Genomic DNA, 19,526 nt, shown 5'->3' with positions numbered 1-19,526 from the left:
AACGCACCTGAACTTTAAGCCCGGCATGGTCAGGCTACCTGCTCGCGAGCCTTTGGGGAGCGGGGGCGGAGCTTGCTTTTCGCCTTGAGCGCGTATCGGTTCAGACCAGCAAGGTGAACCTTGCGCAGGTACACTGCCCAATCGATCCTGCGTGCATCTACCGGAAACAGCTCTTTATCTGCCTCACCCATGCGTGATGCAAGGGCGAGCAATTCATCATTATGGAAAATATAATCCGGGGCCGTATAAAAACCAAAGATCGTGGCCAGTGAGCGGGTCGTATCGAGGTTCCGCAACATTTTGAGATCCTGTTTGTGCCCCAGCATCCGCTTCGTTCGCCTGGCCAGACTAAGGGGAATTCGGGCACCACTCATCATGGCATCAAACAAGGCCCGGTTTACCGCAATAAAGGGCCTGACTGGCTGACGGCAGAAAAGCAGATCGTACTCTGCGTAGTTGCTTTTGGCTTCCGCCATCAGATGATCAATAAACTCGCCCAGAGTCAATGGATTGGAGCTTCCGCTGCAGCATTGGTAGATCCGCTGCCGGGCGGGTTCACCAAGAGCCTCGGCGGCCGCCAGGATAATAGCGTTCGCTACAAGATCAACGGGAATGACATCTATAACCCCGGAGCGCTTACCGGGAAATACCGTAACCTTTCCTTTGGCATAGGCAAGGATGATCGCATCAGCGACTTTCACTCCTTCAATCCACCCAGGCGCAGGTTCCTCCAGAGCACTTTCAATAATAGACGGGCGTACAATTGTAAGAGCACGGCCTTCCAGAGCTTTGATCAGTACCTGTTCGCCCAGCCACTTGGTAAACGTATAGGTATCACTCCAGCCATAGCGGTTGGCCTCTTGTATTCCAAGGCTCACGAGTTCACGTTCAAGCATTTTGCCCGAATAGCGCGAACGCAAGTCTGCAACGCTGTCGTCAAGCCGGCGGAGCAACTCTTCAATTTCATAATAACCCGAAGGGCTGCGGGGAATTGCCTCACCAGCGGGCTTTATCACTGATTCAGTAATCTGCCCTGAATTCATACCATTTACGTAGCAGGTTGAAACCTGAACAACCGCAAGAGCCGGGTTCAGCCGGGCCAGGCCGGCGATATTTTCCAGGCTCAAGGTGTTTATGGCCAGAGCTTTGTCCAGTTCTTCCCGGAAATTAACACTCGCGGCGGAGTTGATAATGACATCGATATTGCCCGCCAGATTCCGGAACGCGTCGGGCTGCAGGCCAAGCCGGGGCTGGGTTACCTCTCCGGTAATAAAATGCAGTTGCTCATCCAGGAAAACCTCGAAAGCCTTGCCATTCTCCTGACGCAGACGATCAAATACTGAAGATGTCGCAATTTCCTCAAGAAAACGAGTCTGAGCGTCATTACGACGCGAATTTCCTCTTATCAACAGGTGTATTCCACCAATGTCCGGCACCGCCCGGATCAGCTTCTCCAGAATCACCTTGCCAAGAAAACCCGTGGTACCAGTGATCAGGACATGCTTGCCGCTAAGCTGCTCAAGCACCTTTGACGAAGACTCCTCCGCCCACTTTTGCTGCTCTGCCATGATGAAAACTCCTTTTACGGGCCTCTTACACTCCTTGATCCTTGCACAATTTTTATGTCAATGCAGTTACAAACTAAATTGAAAACTCTCTGGTGTCGTAATTTTATTTATTGGCAAGCGACTTAAGGAACTGATCCAGGGGAATATCGGAAGACTGTTCCTTCAGCGCCCTTACAAGAGCCTCCTGATCACCGAAACTGGCACGATCATAAAACGGCCGGGAGAGCGCTTGCTGCGGGGGATCCTGCTCAGGTTTCTGTTCGTACTCACGGATATTCGATGATATCGAAAGCCCATCAGCAAGGTGCCGAAGATGAGTCGCCAGATTTTTACGCTCTTGAGGAACCAGCTGGCTCCAGTCAATGGCATCAAGTCCTGCCTGAATGATTTTAACGGTACCACTGTCCGGCGACTGCCCCAACAGTGCGAACAAGCGGCTGAACACATCACTGCGCAGTTCCCCATTTTCCGGCATCCGGGTGATTACAGACTCCAGTTCACCTACAGCCTGCAGGCAGCGTTCGCGGGGAGTGGCAGATGAATCGGTCCTGGACCTGCGACCGGGTTGCCGTTTTGAAACTGAATGCCAGTAGGCCGCAATGCCTGCTTTACGGGCGGGCAATTGCGATAAACGTACGTCGAGCATGTCTGCCAATGTGCTGAACTGGCGACAAGAAGGATCTGAAGATGGCAACAATGCAACCGGCCGCTGCTGCAGGACTGACTGGCGCAGGGTCTCATCACGCCATACACCGCCCATGTAATGAAGAGAACATTGCAGATGGCGCCGTGCTGCCGAATCGAGGCGCTGAAAAACCGAGCGGGCCTGACTTGCACCCTGCGCCATATTAATCAGCACACTGGGTGTTCTGCGATAGCCCCGGCGCTTCAGAACTTTAATCAGCGAAAACGCATCCGTAAGCGAGGCGGGGTCTGGCGTAACAACAACACACGCCAGCTCAGCCGCCGCAATCATGTGCAGACCCGCAGGCTGAAGGCCTGCCGCAGTATCCGTTATGACGTAGTCATACCGGTTCTCAAGCCTTGAGAGGGCTCGTAATATACGAAAACTCTCCTCGGGATCCATTTCCATACATTCCTGAACACCGGATGCACCAGGAACAATGTGCAGGCCGTAATCTGCCTCCAGGAGTATGTCCTCAAGACTGCACTCACCAGCAACAACATTTGCCAGGGTTCGCTCGGGGTAAAGGCCCAACATAATACTGACGTTAGCAAGGTCAGTATCGCCATCCAGCAATAACACGCGCTTTTCGTAGCGGGCCAGTGTAAGCGCCAGGTTAAGGGCGACTGATGTTTTACCTACGCCTCCTTTACCGCCAGTTATCGCAATGGTCCGGGGCGGGGTCGCCCGGTGTTCTTGGTGTTCCTGAGCACTCATGACGGGAGATATTACATCCTTGAAATGACGACAAAAGACACTTTAGTCTGTAAAAATTGTACACATATCGTGTTACTGTGAACACACTGTTCAAATAAAGAGCAGCAGTTGTTTGAAATTCGCGTGTTTTTGTCTAAGATCCTTCACTGTACCCGGGAAAGTTAACGAAATTTCAGGAACTTTTCTCCTCGCGCGGCAGGCAAAATTATGAATACAGTTTCCGACCTCCAACTTCCAAGTCTTCCGGAGGTCACACTGCGTGCGCTTGAGGTCTGCAACCAAGACAAAAGCTATCGCGAGATCAGCGAAATCATAGCGTCGGATACAGCGCTCGTGGTTCGGATCCTGGCGTTAGCCAACTCGTCGCTGTATGGCCCTGCGCCGGGCGTTCGCTCAATAGAGCAGGCCTTGATGCGCCTTGGAAACAAACGATTCAAGACATTGATACTCACTGCAGCGCTGCGCCAGGTCATGTTTGATCTGGGCGACGGCGCCTGGCAACAGTTACGGGATTTCTGGAGGCATGCGCTGACCACTGCCCTGACCGCCAGAGCTCTTGCAACCCTGACGCGTTATCCTGAAGCCGACGAAGCCTTTATGTTAGGCATGCTTCATAACATCGGTGAGCTCATTGCCATTAAAAACCCGGACCTGGAAGCCGGACAACAATATATGAACCGGCAATCAGACATTGCCGCCGAACTGGTTACTTTATGGGGACTGGGGCCTCTGGCAGCTGACGCCATGCGTTATCAGCAGGCCCTGCCTTCAGAGCTAAGGGATGCCGCTCACCTGGTCAAGGTCATCAGTCTTTCTACTCGCCTTGCACTGTCTGATTCCGCTGGCATTGCGGCTGCAGGTACCATGTTCGGACTCAGTGAAGAGCTGACCCGGGAAATCAATCGGCGGATCAGCCACGACGTGTCCGTGATGGCCGATTCGCTGGGAATACCGCTTATCAACAGTTACAGCGCCGAATCCGCGTCGCAAGAACTCCGGCAAGCCGTATTACGCCATGCCATCGCCCGGCAAGCCATAGGCTTTGCCGACCTTACCGGCAAGAGTAGCACCATTCTTGCTGAGACAGTCGACAGCCTGACGCTGATTACCGGGCTTCCCGCATTATATTTCGGACACGATGACAGCAGCCTTGTTCTGCTTTCCGGCACTACCGGGGTGTACCCGCATCTGGCCGTAACCGCCAAGGCCGGTGGCAGCGCACTCACAGAGGCCTTCGCCTCGAGAAAACCTGTCAATCTCAACGAGCAGGCACCAGCAGTTCTCGACCGCCAGATTCTGTCGCTACTGAGAACCCGCTCTCTGACTGCAATTCCGGTAGTCACAGGCGACCACTGCCCCGGTGTGTTTGTGCTGGGTACCGATGGCAACACTCAGGAATCAACCACTGAACTCTTACGCCTGTTTATGCATCAGCTTTCCACTGTTCTTATGGAAAAAAGCACGGCCTTCGAGACGACAAAAGAAAGCGCAGAAAGACACCACGAGATAGCCATAGAAAAACTGCGCGAACAGGTGCATGAGATCAGCAACCCTCTCACCATAATCCGACAGTATCTCCACCAGCTACGAAACCGGCTGGATGACCCTGATGCAAGGGAAGATCTGGATGTGGTGCGGGATGAACTGGACCGCGCGGCAAACCTTTTATTGCAGATGAGCAATAACACCGGCGGAGACTACGGCGAAAAAACCTTCGACCTCAATACTGAAATACGAAGCCTCGCCCGGATACTTGAAACCAGTCTTTTCAGCGACAGTAACCTACAATTTAATATGCTAATGTGTAATGCTTCTACACCTGTTATAGCTAACTCGTCGGCTATCCATCAGGTATTGATCAACCTGGTCAGAAACGCTGCCGAAAGCCTGCCAGATTCAGGTGGTGAAGTTACGATAAAGACATCAGCTCCAGTGTGGCAAGGTCATCGCAACTGGGTAGAGATGGAAGTTACTGATACCGGCACAGGCATTCCCGAGGCTATACGGGAATCTCTGTTTACACCGGGAGAAACCACAAAGGGAAAAGGCCACAGCGGGATTGGCCTGAGTATTGTGAAGCAACTTGTTGATGACATGGAGGGAATCATCGCCTGCCATACCGGGCAGAAAGGCACAACTTTCCGGGTTTTACTGCCGGCGGCCAGCCAGGTAAAAAAAACATCCGACTGACATAAACGGATACACACAGATGGCACCAGGACAGACCAACGGGCACTTCTCGCAAGAGGCTACAGCGCGCATTCTGGTGGTGGACGACGAGCCACGTTTGGTGAGCGCGCTGGCCTCCTTACTTCGCAGCTGCGGTTACGAGGTCACTGAGGCCAATGGCGGAAAGCACGCCTGTGAACTCATAGATACCCGGGACTTTGATTTCGCCATGCTGGATTTACGCATGCCGGAGGTCGATGGCTTTGCCGTTATGACGCACCTTGGGCGCAAGCAACCCGAATGCGGAATCATTGTCATCAGTGGAGAAAGCTCGTTTACTGCGGTCAGCCGGGCACTCCGGCGCGGAGCTCTGGATTATATTCGCAAGCCTTTTGACCCGGAAGAATTGATTGCCACGGTAAAACGCGTCATTGGCAAGCAAATGCTCGTCAAGGCCCATGAGGACGTACAGGTTCGCCTTGAAAAATCTGAGGCCCTGCACCGCTACATTGTAAACAGTTCACCCGATATCGTTTTCATGCTCGATGCTAATGGTCGCTTCTGCTTTATTAACAGCAAAGTTGAAAGCATGCTGGGCTATAAACCAAATGAACTTTGCGGGCGGAATTTCCGATGCATTCTGGATGATCGTGATGTTGCCAGAGGTATCTATGCATTCAATGCGCCGGATATCAGCGCAGACAACCCCCGCACTCTGGAGGTTCGCCTTAAAACCCGCGGCAGCCGACAGGCCACGCGGCATTTTGAGGTAACTGCATTTCCGGTCGACCCTCAAACCTGGACCCACAATCACCGTGCTCAGGGTGGCGGAAGCGGCCAGAACGCGTGCTATTACGGGACCGCGAGGGACGTCACCGAACGTAAGGAAGCTGAAGCGTTTATTAACTTCCAGGCTTATCACGACCTGCTCACACGCTTGCCCAACCGGGCCCTGTTCAAAGACCGCCTGGAGCTTGCAATCACTCATGCCCGCCGGGAGGAACAGACCCTGGCGGTGATGTTTCTTGATCTTGACCGTTTCAAGATTATTAACGACACCCTTGGCCACGCCATGGGTGACCGGCTGCTGCAAGCCGTAACCCAGCGCCTGGAAAGCTGCCTGCGCAAGGGCGACACGCTCTCACGCTTTGGTGGTGACGAGTTCACCTTGCTGCTACCTTCAATTCGCAGCCCTGAAGACGCCAGCCAGATTGCCAGAAAACTCATCAAAACCCTCAAGACCCCCTTCCTGCTGGGTGAGCATGAAGTGTTTGTGGGCGTCAGCATCGGAATCGCCATATACCCGGATGCCGGCGACAGCATGGACCAACTGATCCAGAACGCTGATATTGCCATGTATCACGTTAAAGCCAAGGGCAAAGACAGCTACAGTTTCTTCTCCGAGAGCATGAGCGTAGACAGCACACACCGCCTGCACCTGGAAAGGGATCTGCGCCAGGCGCTCGAGAAGAATGAGCTACGGGTATTTTACCAGCCCCAGGTGTGTGCAGGTACAAACCAGATCCTGGGGCTGGAAGCACTTGTGCGCTGGCAGCACCCTGAACGAGGTTTACTTTATCCCGGAGACTTTCTGGGGCTCGCAGAAGAGACCAATTTGATCAGTCATTTGAGCGAGCAGGTTCTGGATCAGGCTTGTCGTGATGTCGGCCAGTGGATACGGGCAGGTCATCAGAATCTGCGCCTGGCGGTCAACCTCTCGCCGGTTGAAGTAGAGCATCCCAGATTTGTAGAAACCCTGATCGAACGGGTGAAAAGCAACGAGTTCCCTCCCGGCAATCTGGAAATTGAAATAACTGAAAATGTGATCATGAATGACCTGGAACAAATCAGCCAGAAGCTCCGCGAACTGGCTGGTCTGGGCGTCCGTATTGCCATTGATGACTTTGGCACAGGCTATTCGTCACTTAACTATCTGCACCGATTACCCATCCACACCCTGAAAATAGACCAGTCATTTGTTCAGGGGATTCACAGCGGCGTCGATGATGTCTGCATTGTGAACGCCATTATTGCAATGGCGCACGGCCTGAAACTGGAAATTGTTGCCGAGGGGGTAGAGACAGAGAAACAGCTTGAGTACTTACGCACCCTCCGCTGCCATCAGGTGCAGGGTTTCTTCTATGGGCCGGCACAACCCGCAGAAGATATCAGCAAACTACTGGTTCAAAAGCCGGCTTGCGTTGCCGTCTCCAGTTAACACTCTCATCGCCATATATCGCCGCCTGGATTCCAGGCCTGAAGCGCAATCCCGCCTGCGAAGTCATGCACTGCCTTCAGGTAACTGCCCCGAAATAATCAAATATCTCCCCTGTCCGGCAAGCTTCCGGGCCAGTTCCCTTTGGCCTCCGGCTGAGGCAAACCCTGAGTCATCATGAAATCAACAATGCCCTCCGGGACGTTTCCTGAAAACAACGCGGCAACCTCAGATGCGTGGCCGCACCCGGATGATTTCCCGGCCAGGCCTGCTTCCACCAACAGGGAACTGACACGACGGGCAATAGCCTCTCCGGAATCCACCCAGAACTTTACGTCGGGCAGACTCTGCCTGAGACTATCCAGCAAAAGCGGATAGTGGGTACATCCGAGAACAACAGTGTCAACTCCGGCATCACGCAGACTGGCAACAGCCACATCAAGCTCGTCCTGCGGCACGGACACGCCTCGCACCAGGTTTTCCGCCCACTGTACAAGACCGGGGTGGCCAACGCGCTCAACCTGGCACCCAGTGGCAAACTCCCGGACCAGCTGATCAAGATACAGCCTGCGCACGGTCGCTGGAGTTGCCAGAAGGCCTATGCGGTGATTCAACGTTTGTGCAGCTGCCGGCTTCACCGCAGGTACCACTCCAACCACCGGGACATCCACCAGAGATCGCAAGCTTGGCAAAACGACGGTACTGGCAGTATTGCAGGCTATGACAACAACATCGCAAGGAAATTGTTCAAGGGCAGTCACAATGAGTGCGCAGCAACGCTCGATTACCACAGATTCGGGCTGACCACCGTATGGAAATGCTGCGTTATCCGCAAGATATATAATTGAAGCGTCCGGCAGCTTTTCGTGAACACGGGCAGCAACGCTCAATCCGCCAACACCCGAGTCAAAAACAAGAATCCGGGGCACAACAGTCTCACTCAAGACCCGAGACCTCCAGTCGTAAGCACCTTTTCCATTTCGCGTATCAGGCGCCCGGAAATGGTGGTCTCGGGGGGGACCGGGGGTCTGTTTTCAGGTAAGTACCAGCCCGCGTCTGCAATTTCATCCTCCTGCAACACCAACTCGCCCCCGGCATAATCTGCAAAAAATCCTGCCATCAACTGATGCGGAAATGGCCAGGGCTCAGACCCCTGATAACGGATATTGGTTACATCCAGCCCCGTTTCCTCTTTCACTTCTCTGGCAACCGCACCTTCCAGGCTTTCTCCAGGCTCTACAAAGCCTGCTATCAGGCTGTAAAAATGACGCTTAACCCTGGACGACTTTGCCAGAAGATATCGATCTTCCCGGCGTATCACTACAATCACACAGGGTGCCAGCCGCGGATACCAGGGAATGTTGCAGTTACTGCACCACTTTGCCCGCTCCCGCGGATGGAAGTCTGTACCACCGCCACAGCGCCCGCAGTACTTATGATCCTGAAACCACTGCCACACCTGAAAGCCAGTACTGAGCATAGCTGCCGGCGCATCACTGATCGTCAGAAGCGCATCGCGCAAGGTAACGAGTTCACGGCCTGAAGCCAGAGATTCCGGAACCTCCGTCACAAAAACAGGACGACCGCCGACTTTTCCCAGAGATACAAACTCTGCGTCTCCGGGGTTCCCGGATATGTTTTCCAGGGGTCGCAGCCAGCCGTCAGCCGGCTTGAGCACACCGGATCCGGACAACTCCAGCACGAGGTCCCCCTGCTCTGGTGCCTGCGTGCTCCAGCCGGGGCTCCAGTGAATCGTTGGTGTCGCCATCTGCCAAGGTACCTTAGTGAGAAACGTGCCAGACTGAAATGTATCACAGAGCCAGGGGCATCAAGAATGCATCCGTGACTTTCCGGCCCGTTCGCAACCAAGTAAACTTGGCGCCTGTTTTTCATCGGAGTGACATTTTATGCGTCTTTACCAGGGTATTCGAAGCCTGATTCTGACCTTTTTCCGGAAGATACTATTTTTATGGGTCCGGACAGATGTCAGCGGCAATAGCATCGAGGCTCTGGGATTGTCTCCTGAAAAACCGGTTTGTTACGTGCTGCCGTACAGCTCGCTATCCAGCCGTCTGGTACTTGAGCAGGAAGTGATACGGGCACAACTGCCCGGAGCAACCACCACACTTCCCGTCAAGAACGGCCCTTCACACTCATTTTTCTTCCTCTACCGGCGCGTTGGTGGCTTGTTCCGCAGAAGGCAGACGCCGGTTCCTACGGCTGAATTCCAGGCTCTGGTGCGCTACGGGCTCGATAATCCGGAGGAGGATGTTCAGATTGTTCCCGTATCCCTGTTCTGGGGCCGCTCCCCGGACAAAGAGAAATCGCTGGTAAAACTGCTGCTATCTGATACCTGGTCCGTTGCCGGCCGGCTCCAGAAGTTCCTGATCATTCTGGTGCACGGGCGTAACACCTATGTACAGTTCAACAAACCGCTGTCACTGAAACAGGTCATTGATGAGCATCGGGACAACGAAGAGCGTGCCAATCGCAAGCTTGCCAGAATCCTGCGCACCCACTTCCGCAAGGTGCGACAAGCGGTTCTGGGGCCAGACCTGTCTCACAGAAGAACCCTCGTGCAAGGGTTACTGAGAACCCAGGCGGTAAAAGAAGCTATCAGGGAAACCGCAGCAAAAGAAGGTATAGCACCAGAGAAAGTCCGTGCCCGAGCCTACAAATATGCCGATGAAATCGCTGCAAGCATGTCTGTTGTCACCATCCGCGTTTTCGAAGTAGCGCTCGCCTGGCTTTGGAACCGGCTCTACAAAGGTGTTGCCGTTAACAACATCAAAGTGGTGAAAGAGAGCGCTCAGAGCAGCGCTGTGGTTTACGTACCCTGCCACCGATCTCATATCGACTATCTTCTGCTGTCGTATGTGCTCTATAAAAACGGCCTTATGCCTCCACATATAGCCGCCGGCATCAACCTGAACATGCCGATTGTAGGTTCAATCCTGCGCCGGGGCGGGGCTTTTTTCATGCGCCGGAGCTTCCGTGACAATCCGCTCTACTCAACGGTTTTCAATGAGTACATGCATGTTATGTTCACCCGTGGTTACTCGGTTGAGTATTTTGTAGAAGGCGGTCGCAGCCGCACCGGACGGATGCTGCAGCCCCGCCCCGGCATGCTCTCCATGACCGTACGCAGTTTTCTGCGCGATCACCGCAAACCGATTGTCTTTGTGCCGGTTTATATCGGGTACGAAAAAGTAATGGAAGGTCGCTCTTACCTCGGAGAACTCAGAGGTAAGAAAAAACAGAAAGAGAGTGTGCTTGGCCTGGCAAAAACAGCCCGTAAACTCAACAACTCCTTTGGCCGGGTTTCGGTTAACTTCGGTGAAGCCATCCACCTGTCAGACGTGCTGGACGATGTTCATAGCAGCTGGAGAGACGAGGCCTACGATTCCGCATGTCGCCCCCCGTGGCTTAATGACACCGTCTCCGAGCTGGCCTTGCGAGTCGCATCCAATATCAATGCATCTGTTGCCGTCAATCCAATCGGCATGATTGCAACCGTGCTTCTGGGCGCCGAAAGGCTGGCCATGGATGAGGGGCAGCTTATCCGCCTGGCGGATCAATACGCGGATCTTTTGAAAGCCTACCCTTATGCCGAAACAGTAACCATGCCAGAAGGCTCAGGCAAAGACTGGGTGGCCTATTGCGAATCCATGGGACTGGTATCACGTCAACCCCAGAAACTTGGCGACATTATCGGTCTGGAGGGTAGTAATGCCATCCTGATGACATACTATCGCAACAACATTCAGCATCTTTTTGCGCTGCCCTCTCTGATCGCCAGTCTGTTCGAGAACAAAAGCTCTCTGACCCGGAGCAAGATCGTTTATCTGGCTGGCGTTGCCTATCCTTACCTGCAATCAGAACTGTTTCTCAAATACCAGCCTGACGAAGCCGAAGATGTGATTAACCGGTGGATTGACGAACTGATAAATCAGGGCCTGCTGGAAACTGCAGAGAATAATCGAATCGCCAGCCCTGAAGAAGGTACCGAAGCCATGCTGCGTCTCAGGATACTGTCACGGTTCATCATCCAGACCGTAGAGCGCTACCACATCGCTGTGGGCACCCTGCGCAAGTATGGCCCGGGGAAAATCACCGCAGAGGAACTGGAAGAACAAAGCACACTGCTGGCCGAACGCATGTCCATACTGTTCGGCCAGAATGCCCCCGAGTTCTTCGACAAAAGCCTGTTCCGGAATTTTATCGCCAACATGCAGAAGAACGGCGTCATCACGACCGATGACAACGGTTTACTCTGTTACGGTAAAGGACTCGACGAGGTGGCAGATGATGCCAGACTGGTGTTGAGCGTAGAAAAACGCCAGGCCATTCAGCAAGTGACAATGCTGGGCATCTGACGTGTGGGCGGAAGCCTCGGGCACACCGAACTTTACCGCGGAGGCAAGGCCCGGATCGGATAAACGTCGTACCGGCTACTCTTGCCCTCAATACGTGTCCCCGGCTCCGGCCCGCTAATCGCCGGGGCTTTGCGTGGGCGCTTGACCACCACCCGATACTTCGCGGTACTCAATGCGGCGGCAAGCAGTGCGTCCGAATCGTCGTCATCACCCACAATCGTTCTGAACACCTGCATTTCTTTCTTTACCAGCGCAGATTTGTCCCTGTGAGGGAACATGGGGTCCAGATAGACCACATCTGCAGCCTTGTCTTCAACCCCCTCTTCACAACGCTCAGCAACACGATCCAGCCAGCCGATACTACTACCGGAGTGAAGAGTCATTCGGGCGACGATTGGCGCGCACTCCGCATTCAGCGCTGCCCGGGCCAGTCCATCGGACAGCAGCGCATGAATCACCGGGTTTCGCTCGAACAAACTTACCCTGCAACCCAGACTGGCAAGCACAAAAGCGTCCTGCCCCAGGCCGGCAGTGGCATCCAGGACATGCAGGTCAGCCTTGGTTTTCTGCAAACCTACAGCACGCGCTACAAGCTGGCCCGAACCACCACCATGCTCACGACGATAACCCATCTTGCCAGTTACAAACTCTGCTCTCACCGGCCCCGGCGCGCCCTTTCCGGCCACCTGAAGACACAACCCGTTTTCATCCAGAAATAGCAAAGCGCTGGCATGTCTTACGTCTTTCGGAGAGACAACCCCCAGATACGGCAATGAAAGGTCAAGACTTAATGCCTGAGCCTGGTGTTCATCACCGAGCGGGCCTCTGGCAACCGCCAGAGGAAGTGTTTCGTTTACGGAAGCGGCCTTAGAAGCTTTGGAAAGTGACATCAGACCAGAATATCGATCCCGGCGAGTGCTGAACCCTCGGTTTCCTGCCCGGCTGCAGCAACGCTGGCAAAGGTAGACAATGCCTGGGCCGCGGGGAGCGGCACTTCATCCGCGCGGAATCGCTCCAGCTGCACATCCTCCGATGCACGCCGAGCCTCTACGCGACGCTCCGGGTAGTCACTGTCGCTTCGTTCAGATGCTGTTGAGCGGGGGCTGTCGCCAAGATCGCGACGCGCTGTTTCGGCTGTCTTCTCGGGAGCTGAGGCCGGGGAACGGGCAACGTCACTGCGTTCCCGTACTGGGCTGTTGGAGCCCGACTGATAGGAAAGTGAACTGCCTGGATTAATACCACTAATCATCGTCAGGATGCCGTTCGCTCAGGAAGAAATAATTGTGCCTGGCTGAAGTATGAAAGAAGTCTGCACCGATTAAAAGGCCTAGTCGCGGCCAGGCAGTTTCTTCCAGGTAACTTCATCCCGAACGTACACCGGCTGCGCCTGCTCTGCGGGAACAGCCAGGCCCTGATTAAACTTCACAGCGGCCAGACGAGCGACCCAGCCTGCACGGGGAACGAGAGTTTCATCCACTGAATTAATCCGGCCTGATACATCATCAGGCATGCTGCCCCGGAAAACCCAGCCCTGACCTGCACCAACCCAATCTGCAATACCGGACACCAGAGCAACTCCTGACGGAGGGCAAACCCGCTCTTCACCCAAGAGCTCCGGCAGCCCTGAACGATTGCTGAAACAGGCCCAGTAAAGCTCGCTCATACGGGCATCAAACGCTACTGCAACACCCTCACCGTCGCTTACCTGCATGGTCTCAATAGCCCCCAGAGCAACTGTTTCAAGGGAAGAAACGGAGATAACCGGCAGATCCAGCCCCCATGCCAACCCCTGAACAACCCCTGTGGCAATACGAACTCCGGTAAAGGAGCCGGGGCCACAAGCAAAAGCCAATGCATCAAGATCCTCTGGCTTATAGCCCGACTCCGCCAGCAACGTCCGAATCATCGGCATCAGCAGACGGGTATGGCCCCGGGGCGCAATCTCAAATTTTTCGATCACTTCCCCATCAACAAAAAGGGCTGCGGAGCAGCCCTCTGAGGAAGTGTCCAGTGCCAAAAGTTTCACAGGCGTGACTGGCCTCTTCAGAACGTGAGTAGATTACTTGAGCTTGGAATGAATCTGCTCGCGGATACTTTCCAGGCTACCAACACCTTCTACGCGTACATGTTCAGGCGCCACTTCCGGCTGTTCTTTGGCCAGCTGCTGATAATAGCCGATCAAAGGTGCCGTTTGATCGTGATGGATGCTCAGGCGTTTACGAACGGTTTCTTCCTTGTCGTCTGCACGCTGCACCAGAGGCTCACCGGTTTCGTCATCCAGGCCTTCAACTTTTGGCGGATCATATTTAACGTGGTAGATACGACCACTGCCTTCATGAACCCGGCGACCAGACAGGCGATTGACAATCTCTTCGTCATCCACCGCTATCTCAACAACGTAATCAATCACTATTCCCTGATCTTTCAGAGCTTCCGCTTGCGGGATAGTACGAGGAAAACCATCCAGCAAAAAACCATTCTGGCAGTCTGGCTGTTGAATCCGCTCCTTGATCAGCGCAATGATAATATCGTCAGACACCAGGCCACCAGTTGCCATAACTTCCTTGACCTGCTTACCGAGCTCGGATCCTGCCTTCACCGCCGCCCGAAGCATGTCACCAGTGGAAATCTGAGGAATACCAAAACGTTCAGTAATGAACTGGGCCTGAGTCCCCTTTCCTGCGCCTGGTGCGCCTAACATGATGATTCGCATAACGCTGTGCTCCCGTTTTCGTCATTATCGTTTTGAAAAGTTGCGGCAAAAATCTGTGCCTTTGCGACAACCTCTCCCTTCGGAACAGGTATCAGCCGAATACGGCGATGGCGCATTATACGAAGTCAGGCACCCCAGAGAAAGTCGACCTCCGTAGCATCTTAAAAAAACCAGACATACACCGGAAATCTTGAGACAGATTTCAGGAGATGAGGGAGAGAGCCAGTGCGTCCAACTCCGGGGCAACCCGGCCGACTTCAGCCACCAGTTCATCCATGACAGCAGGTTCCAGTTCCAGGCCTTGTAGCAATTCCGGAATATCATCAGGGTTGAACTCATCGCCGATACCACGTTTCTTTAACAGGGCATTGGCAAGCTGAACCATCATGACATAGTTCTCATGTTCACCATGGTAACCTGGCTGCTGATGAACACCGGCCGCCTTGACCACAGGATCAGGCAATTCCCACAACCGGTGTAAAATGCCACCGATCGCCCCGTGCCCGACAGCAATGATTTCCTGCTCGCTTCCCTGGCCAAATACCTGTTGCTCAAGGGATTGCATGCTGGTCTCCGGATTAACTTCCCGCAGCCGGTTAAGCTCTTTGAACTCCTGAGGGAAAAGGTGCCCTACCAGTAATAATCCAAAGTTGTGCAAGAGACCACAGAGGTATGCAAGACCTTTATCGGCCCCGCAATGCGGCGCCATACGCTGGCACAGGAAAGCGCAGTATAGTGAATGGCGCCAGAAATTATCCATGCCAAGAATACCCGCCCTCGGCACATCGAAGGCACGAACAGAAGCGATACCCAAAGCAATATGGGCAACCCGGTCAAACCCAAGTACCCGGGTCACAGCCTCCTGGACAGAGTTAATCTGTCCTGGGTAGTGGAACAGCGCTGAACGCGCATAACGCATAACCTGCGCTGTCAGGCTGGGATCAAACTCGATCAGCTCCGCCAGTTCCCGGGCCGTCGCTTCTGTGTTGGAGGTCAGTCGCAAAATGCGCAAAGCCAGGGCTGGCATCGGTGGCAGCCGGTACAACTTTTTCAGTTTGCTGGCCACTTCCTCCAACGTCAGAGCCTCCCGGGCACCATCATCGCCAGGGCCGCGGATTGCCAGATGCCCTTCCCGCGAGCCAGCCATCGCAAGGCGCAAAGAACGGCCATCTACTTCAACCATAGAATGATCCGTACCGCTGGAAAACAAAACCTGCTCTGCCCGGGCAATACCTTGATCCAGCAGCACTGGCAGGTCATACGCATTGCCTATCGGAGGTATGAATCCCGGGTCACAGTCACTGAACAAACGCCCGATCTGCTGCGCTGTAAGTGGCTGCAAATGACGGCCAGTCATACACTGAAGCGCTTCTATATCAAGCGCGCTGTCATAGCGGTGAACTACCATCACTATGCCGGCAATATCAATCAGAAGCGTTGCCTTGATAACGCATTCCCTTGATTGCCCCAATGCGGAAACCGCTGCATCCAGATTTGGAGCCCGGTCAATAGATCGTTCTGTGTATGCGATACCCTGTTGATCGAAAAACCGCGCCAGTCGCACTGCGAGAGCCACTGAAATACTCCTGTTGTCCGTATCGGGGGCCGCGCCCCCTATCCGTTCCCGATTGCATTAACCGGTATTACGCATACCGGCGGAAATTCCTGCCATTGTAACCTTAAGCGCACGTTCTACCAGCTCTGGCACCTCGCCCTTGCCTTCGCTCTCACGGTCACGCTTCAGCAGTTCCGCCTGAAGATAATGCAAGGGGTCAGTATAGGGATTCCGTACCCGCATGGAGTGCGCGAACACCGGCTCGCCTTCCAGTAATTCACTTTGTTCCTTCAGCTCCAGAAGGCGCTGGACGCAGCCCTCAAGCCGTTTACCAAGACTGATGCCCAGTTCTCTTAACCTGTCGTCATCCAGCAGGGTTTTTTCATAATAACCGGCAATACGCAGATCAGCTTTGGCCAGCACCATTTCGAGCATATCGACGTAGGTGCGGAAAAATGGCCAGCCCTGCATCATCTCACGCAATACGGGCAAGCGTCCTTCGTTGGCCGCATCTTCAAGCGCTACATCACTACCCAGCCAGCTCGGCAGCATCAGCCGCATCTGAGTCCAGGCAAAAATCCAGGGAATTGCCCGCAGGCTCTCAACGCCACCGGAAGCCTTGCGGCGCGCAGGCCGGCTACCCAGGGCCAGCTTACCCAGTGCCTGCTCAGGGGTTACCTGGCGGAAATAGGGCACAAAATCCGGGTTATCCCGAACAACTTCCCGGTATGCCTTAAGCGACCGACTGGTCAGCCAGTCCATGGTTTCACGCCAGTTATCTTCAGGCTCGGGGGGTGGCGCCAGAGTTGCTTCAATCACCGCTGAGGTGTAAAGCGTCAGACTTTGCACCGCCAACTGAGGCAAACCAAACTTGAAGCGAATCATTTCGCCTTGCTCGGTAATACGGAAACTGCCGTTAACCGATCCGGGAGGCTGCGACAGAATTGCACGGTTTGCCGGACCGCCTCCACGGCCCACAGTTCCGCCACGACCGTGAAACAGCGTCAGGTGGACACCGTACTCACCGGCGACCTGAGTAAGCCTTTCCTGTGCCTGATACTGAGCCCAGGCGGCCATGAGCTGGCCGGCATCCTTGGAGGAGTCAGAGTAGCCAATCATGACTTCCTGCTGCCCCTTGCAATAATCCCGGTACCAATCCACCTGGTACAATGCAGCCATGCTCTCGGGTGCACCACGCAGATCATCAAGGGTTTCAAAAAGAGGAACCACTCGCATGGGGAATTTCATGCCTGACTCACGGAGCAACAGGATAACGCTAAGCACATCGGAAGGTTTACTGGCCATGGAAATAACATAGGAACCCAGTGCTTCGGGCGTTTGCTGCGCAACCACTTCACAGGTATCCAGCACCTCGCGTACCTGGGCAGAAGGCTCCCAGTTGCGGGGAACGAGTGGCCGCCGCCCCTGGAGTTCGCGCACCAGAAATGCCTGGCGCTCAGCTTCCGGCCAGGACAGATAGTCACCCAGACCGAGGTAATCCACCATTTCAGCCACAGCCTCGGCGTGGCGGGTGGCCTCTTGTCGAATATCCAGCCGGATCAGGGGCAGTCCGAAGGTATGAGCGCGGCGAATAGTGTCCAGTAAGGCGCCTTTTGCAATATATTCAAGCCCGCATTCAACCAGAGAGCGGTAGCAAAGCTCAAGCGGCGCCGTCAGGTCGTCATTCTCAAACAGTATGCCGGCCGTGTCGGCGGGCTCACCATTGATACTGGCTTCCGCCCAGTCCCGCGTCTTGATAAGCCGATCCCGGAGTTCCGCCAGTACATGCCGGTATGGCTCCCGGGAGTCACCAGCAACGGCGCGAAGCTCATCGCCCGCCTGCCACATGGAGAGTTCCGCCCGAAGCGACTGGATATCCCGCAGAAACAGATCCGCCGCCATCCAGCGCCCAAGCAGGAACACTTTGCGGGTGACCTCATGGGTAACATTCGGGTTACCGTCACGGTCGCCACCCATCCAGGAAGCAATGCGGACTGGCACCGCCTGTAATGGCAACCCCTTTCCCGTCGCTTCCTGAAGCGATTTATCGAGGTTACCCAGAAAACGCGGAAGAGCCTGCCATAGACTGTTTTCTATCACGGCAAAACCCCATTTGGCTTCATCAACCGCCGTCGGGCGCTCATGACGGATTTCATCCGTATGCCAGGCTTCTGCCACAAGGCGCGACAAACGCTCCGTAATCGCTTCCCGCTCCGCCGGCAAAAGGTCATCGTGATCCAGGCTGGCCAGACACTCTGACATTTCGTCGTATTTCATGATCAATGTGCGTCGCGCAACTTCAGTAGGATGTGCAGTCAGCACGAACTCTACGCGCAGGTCCGTCACACACTTATGCAGTATTTCGGCACTGACCCCGCTGTTTTTCAGGCGATCGAATACCCCTGCCAGCGGCTCAACCATAAGATCAGACTCGTGATCGCGCTTACGGCGAATACCATGATATTGCTCAGCCAGGTTGGCAAGATTAAGAAACTGGTTAAACGCCCTGGTAACCGGCAGCAACTCGTCATCACGCAGTTTGCCAAGAAGGTTTACCAGACGCTGGCCTGACCCGCTCTCCTGCCGCCGATCAGACTTTGCAGCTGCCCGGATTTCCTCAATAAGTTCATAGCATTCCCGCCCAGGCTGGCGCTGGATACTCTGCCCCAAAAGTTCGCCCAGCATACGTACGTTTTCACGGAGATCAGGGTGCAGTTCAGTCACATTGGCTTCCTTTTGAATTGACGGAGACAAAGTAAACTAACGATACTAAGGAATTGCCGGAAAAGTCTATTGGCCATTGATGCCATATCTATGAGGAGAGCTCATGAAAGTATCGGACCTGCCTAAACAATGGGAACAAAAGAAAAAGCCAGCAGAGCGAACTCACGACTACAACCTCAGGCTTCCTCTGGAGGACGCCGCAAGGATTTCTGCACTGGCGGAGCTTTATCCTGACAGAAGCGAAAGTGACATTCTCAATGATGTGATTGGAGCAGCTCTGGATGATCTTGCAAACCAGAGTCCGCTAAAAGAACGGTTGAGCAACAAAAAAAATTAAGTCAGCTGGCCCCGTAAGGGGCCGTCCAGGTCACGCAACAGATTCAAGCTGGCGAGCCTTCAGGCGTTTGATGTGCTTCTGGCTCAGACGCACAAACTCCGGCGTCAGCCCCTTATCTTCGTATATTTCAAAGCCGTCCTCATCGTGAGCCACGACTTCGGTACCTTCAACATAGGGGAAGTTGGTTTCTATTTCATCCAGAGCGGCTGAAATCAGATCGCGCATCAGATCTTGCGGAGACTTGAGGGGATACAACGCCGCCAGTTTTTCAAGCTGCCGGTGATGCTGGTCGGACAAGGCCACAAATGTGGCATCACGGGTCAACCTGCCTCTTGCATGCTTGTCCCAGTAATTGACCAGATCTTTAATTTTCATCGAGCCTGACTCCCGCATTCTGTTGACTACCCACAACGCACAACTAAAGTGCTCCCTGTCATCAAAGTTTAGACGAAGGTCAGGACTGCTAA

15 protein-coding genes are annotated in these 19,526 nt (G+C 54.3%); 4 read left to right on the top strand and 11 right to left on the bottom strand.

The window, feature by feature from the left end:
* Positions 1–29: 29 nt before the first annotated feature.
* Entirely contained in the window at positions 30–1,568 is a 1,539-nt protein-coding gene (locus DS878_RS04620) for a fatty acyl-CoA reductase (protein ID WP_113814810.1), read from the bottom strand.
* 103 nt (positions 1,569–1,671) lie between these two features.
* Complete coding sequence (locus tag DS878_RS04615; RefSeq protein ID WP_113814809.1) at positions 1,672–2,970, bottom strand: MinD/ParA family protein; 1,299 nt, start codon at positions 2,968–2,970, stop codon at positions 1,672–1,674.
* Positions 2,971–3,177: 207 nt separating this feature from the next.
* On the opposite strand from DS878_RS04615, the gene DS878_RS04610 reads away from it, so the two are divergent.
* Both DS878_RS04610 and DS878_RS04605 read left to right on the top strand, forming a co-directional pair.
* Entirely contained in the window at positions 3,178–5,160 is a 1,983-nt protein-coding gene (locus DS878_RS04610) for an HDOD domain-containing protein (protein ID WP_113814808.1), read from the top strand.
* A 19-nt stretch (positions 5,161–5,179) separates the two neighbouring features.
* Entirely contained in the window at positions 5,180–7,357 is a 2,178-nt protein-coding gene (locus tag DS878_RS04605) for an EAL domain-containing protein (protein ID WP_113814807.1), read from the top strand.
* Positions 7,358–7,455: 98 nt separating this feature from the next.
* Here DS878_RS04605 and murI read toward each other — a convergent pair whose 3' ends face one another.
* Together murI and nudC are read right to left on the bottom strand one after the other, a co-directional pair.
* Positions 7,456–8,298 (bottom strand): glutamate racemase, encoded by an 843-nt coding sequence (gene murI / locus DS878_RS04600; RefSeq protein WP_113814806.1) that lies wholly within the window; start codon positions 8,296–8,298, stop codon positions 7,456–7,458.
* Positions 8,295–9,122: an NAD(+) diphosphatase gene (gene nudC / locus DS878_RS04595; RefSeq protein ID WP_113814805.1), complete on the bottom strand. Its 828-nt coding sequence runs from the start codon at positions 9,120–9,122 to the stop codon at positions 8,295–8,297. Before nudC ends, murI begins: the two co-directional genes overlap by 4 nt.
* 139 nt (positions 9,123–9,261) lie before the next feature.
* Here nudC and plsB point away from each other — a divergent pair, with 139 nt between their 5' ends.
* Positions 9,262–11,730, top strand: coding sequence for a glycerol-3-phosphate 1-O-acyltransferase PlsB (gene plsB / locus DS878_RS04590; protein WP_113814804.1), 2,469 nt, complete (start codon positions 9,262–9,264; stop codon positions 11,728–11,730).
* A 32-nt stretch (positions 11,731–11,762) separates the two neighbouring features.
* Here the strand turns inward: plsB and DS878_RS04585 are convergent, their stop codons facing one another.
* The 6 genes from DS878_RS04585 to ppc form a co-directional block, all read right to left on the bottom strand.
* Entirely contained in the window at positions 11,763–12,620 is an 858-nt protein-coding gene (locus tag DS878_RS04585; RefSeq protein WP_113814803.1) for a class I SAM-dependent methyltransferase, read from the bottom strand.
* A complete protein-coding gene (locus DS878_RS04580; protein ID WP_113814802.1) occupies positions 12,620–12,979 on the bottom strand; it encodes a UDP pyrophosphate phosphatase in 360 nt (119 codons plus the stop codon). The genes DS878_RS04585 and DS878_RS04580 overlap by 1 nt, the downstream gene beginning before the upstream one ends.
* A 78-nt stretch (positions 12,980–13,057) precedes the next feature.
* Positions 13,058–13,756 carry a tRNA (adenosine(37)-N6)-threonylcarbamoyltransferase complex dimerization subunit type 1 TsaB gene (gene tsaB, locus DS878_RS04575; RefSeq protein ID WP_113814801.1) on the bottom strand — a complete coding sequence of 233 codons (699 nt, stop codon included), beginning with the start codon at positions 13,754–13,756 and terminating at the stop codon, positions 13,058–13,060.
* A gap of 33 nt (positions 13,757–13,789) precedes the next feature.
* Positions 13,790–14,443, bottom strand: coding sequence for an adenylate kinase (adk, locus tag DS878_RS04570; protein ID WP_113814800.1), 654 nt, complete (start codon positions 14,441–14,443; stop codon positions 13,790–13,792).
* 202 nt (positions 14,444–14,645) lie between these two features.
* On the bottom strand, positions 14,646–16,019 hold the full coding sequence (locus tag DS878_RS04565) for an HDOD domain-containing protein (RefSeq protein ID WP_113814799.1): 1,374 nt from the start codon (positions 16,017–16,019) through the stop codon (positions 14,646–14,648).
* A 57-nt stretch (positions 16,020–16,076) separates the two neighbouring features.
* A complete protein-coding gene (gene ppc, locus DS878_RS04560) occupies positions 16,077–18,722 on the bottom strand; it encodes a phosphoenolpyruvate carboxylase (RefSeq protein WP_113814798.1) in 2,646 nt (881 codons plus the stop codon).
* Between the two features lie 103 nt (positions 18,723–18,825).
* On the opposite strand from ppc, the gene DS878_RS04555 reads away from it, so the two are divergent.
* Positions 18,826–19,059: a hypothetical protein gene (locus tag DS878_RS04555; protein WP_113814797.1), complete on the top strand. Its 234-nt coding sequence runs from the start codon at positions 18,826–18,828 to the stop codon at positions 19,057–19,059.
* Positions 19,060–19,089: 30 nt separating this feature from the next.
* Here the strand turns inward: DS878_RS04555 and DS878_RS04550 are convergent, their stop codons facing one another.
* A complete protein-coding gene (locus DS878_RS04550) occupies positions 19,090–19,434 on the bottom strand; it encodes a pilin assembly protein (protein WP_113814796.1) in 345 nt (114 codons plus the stop codon).
* Positions 19,435–19,526: the final 92 nt, after the last annotated feature.

The organism is Marinobacter sp. F3R11 (assembly GCF_003318275.1).
In the GTDB taxonomy this organism is placed as follows: Bacteria; Pseudomonadota; Gammaproteobacteria; order Pseudomonadales; family Oleiphilaceae; genus Marinobacter.
The sequence above is the reverse complement of the archived record's forward strand: the minus strand, read 5'-3'. Positions and strand labels throughout refer to the sequence as shown.

What these genes read in the sequence shown, in the direction of transcription:
- DS878_RS04620 (WP_113814810.1), bottom strand. Translation starts at nt 1,568, where the DNA reads ATGGCAGAGCAGCAAAAGTGGGCGGAGGAGTCTTCGTCAAAGGTGCTT.
- DS878_RS04615 (WP_113814809.1), bottom strand. Translation starts at nt 2,970, where the DNA reads ATGAGTGCTCAGGAACACCAAGAACACCGGGCGACCCCGCCCCGGACC.
- DS878_RS04610 (WP_113814808.1), top strand. Translation starts at nt 3,178, where the DNA reads ATGAATACAGTTTCCGACCTCCAACTTCCAAGTCTTCCGGAGGTCACA.
- DS878_RS04605 (WP_113814807.1), top strand. Translation starts at nt 5,180, where the DNA reads ATGGCACCAGGACAGACCAACGGGCACTTCTCGCAAGAGGCTACAGCG.
- nudC (WP_113814805.1), bottom strand. Translation starts at nt 9,122, where the DNA reads ATGGCGACACCAACGATTCACTGGAGCCCCGGCTGGAGCACGCAGGCA.
- plsB (WP_113814804.1), top strand. Translation starts at nt 9,262, where the DNA reads ATGCGTCTTTACCAGGGTATTCGAAGCCTGATTCTGACCTTTTTCCGG.
- DS878_RS04585 (WP_113814803.1), bottom strand. Translation starts at nt 12,620, where the DNA reads ATGTCACTTTCCAAAGCTTCTAAGGCCGCTTCCGTAAACGAAACACTT.
- DS878_RS04580 (WP_113814802.1), bottom strand. Translation starts at nt 12,979, where the DNA reads ATGATTAGTGGTATTAATCCAGGCAGTTCACTTTCCTATCAGTCGGGC.
- adk (WP_113814800.1), bottom strand. Translation starts at nt 14,443, where the DNA reads ATGCGAATCATCATGTTAGGCGCACCAGGCGCAGGAAAGGGGACTCAG.
- DS878_RS04555 (WP_113814797.1), top strand. Translation starts at nt 18,826, where the DNA reads ATGAAAGTATCGGACCTGCCTAAACAATGGGAACAAAAGAAAAAGCCA.
- DS878_RS04550 (WP_113814796.1), bottom strand. Translation starts at nt 19,434, where the DNA reads ATGAAAATTAAAGATCTGGTCAATTACTGGGACAAGCATGCAAGAGGC.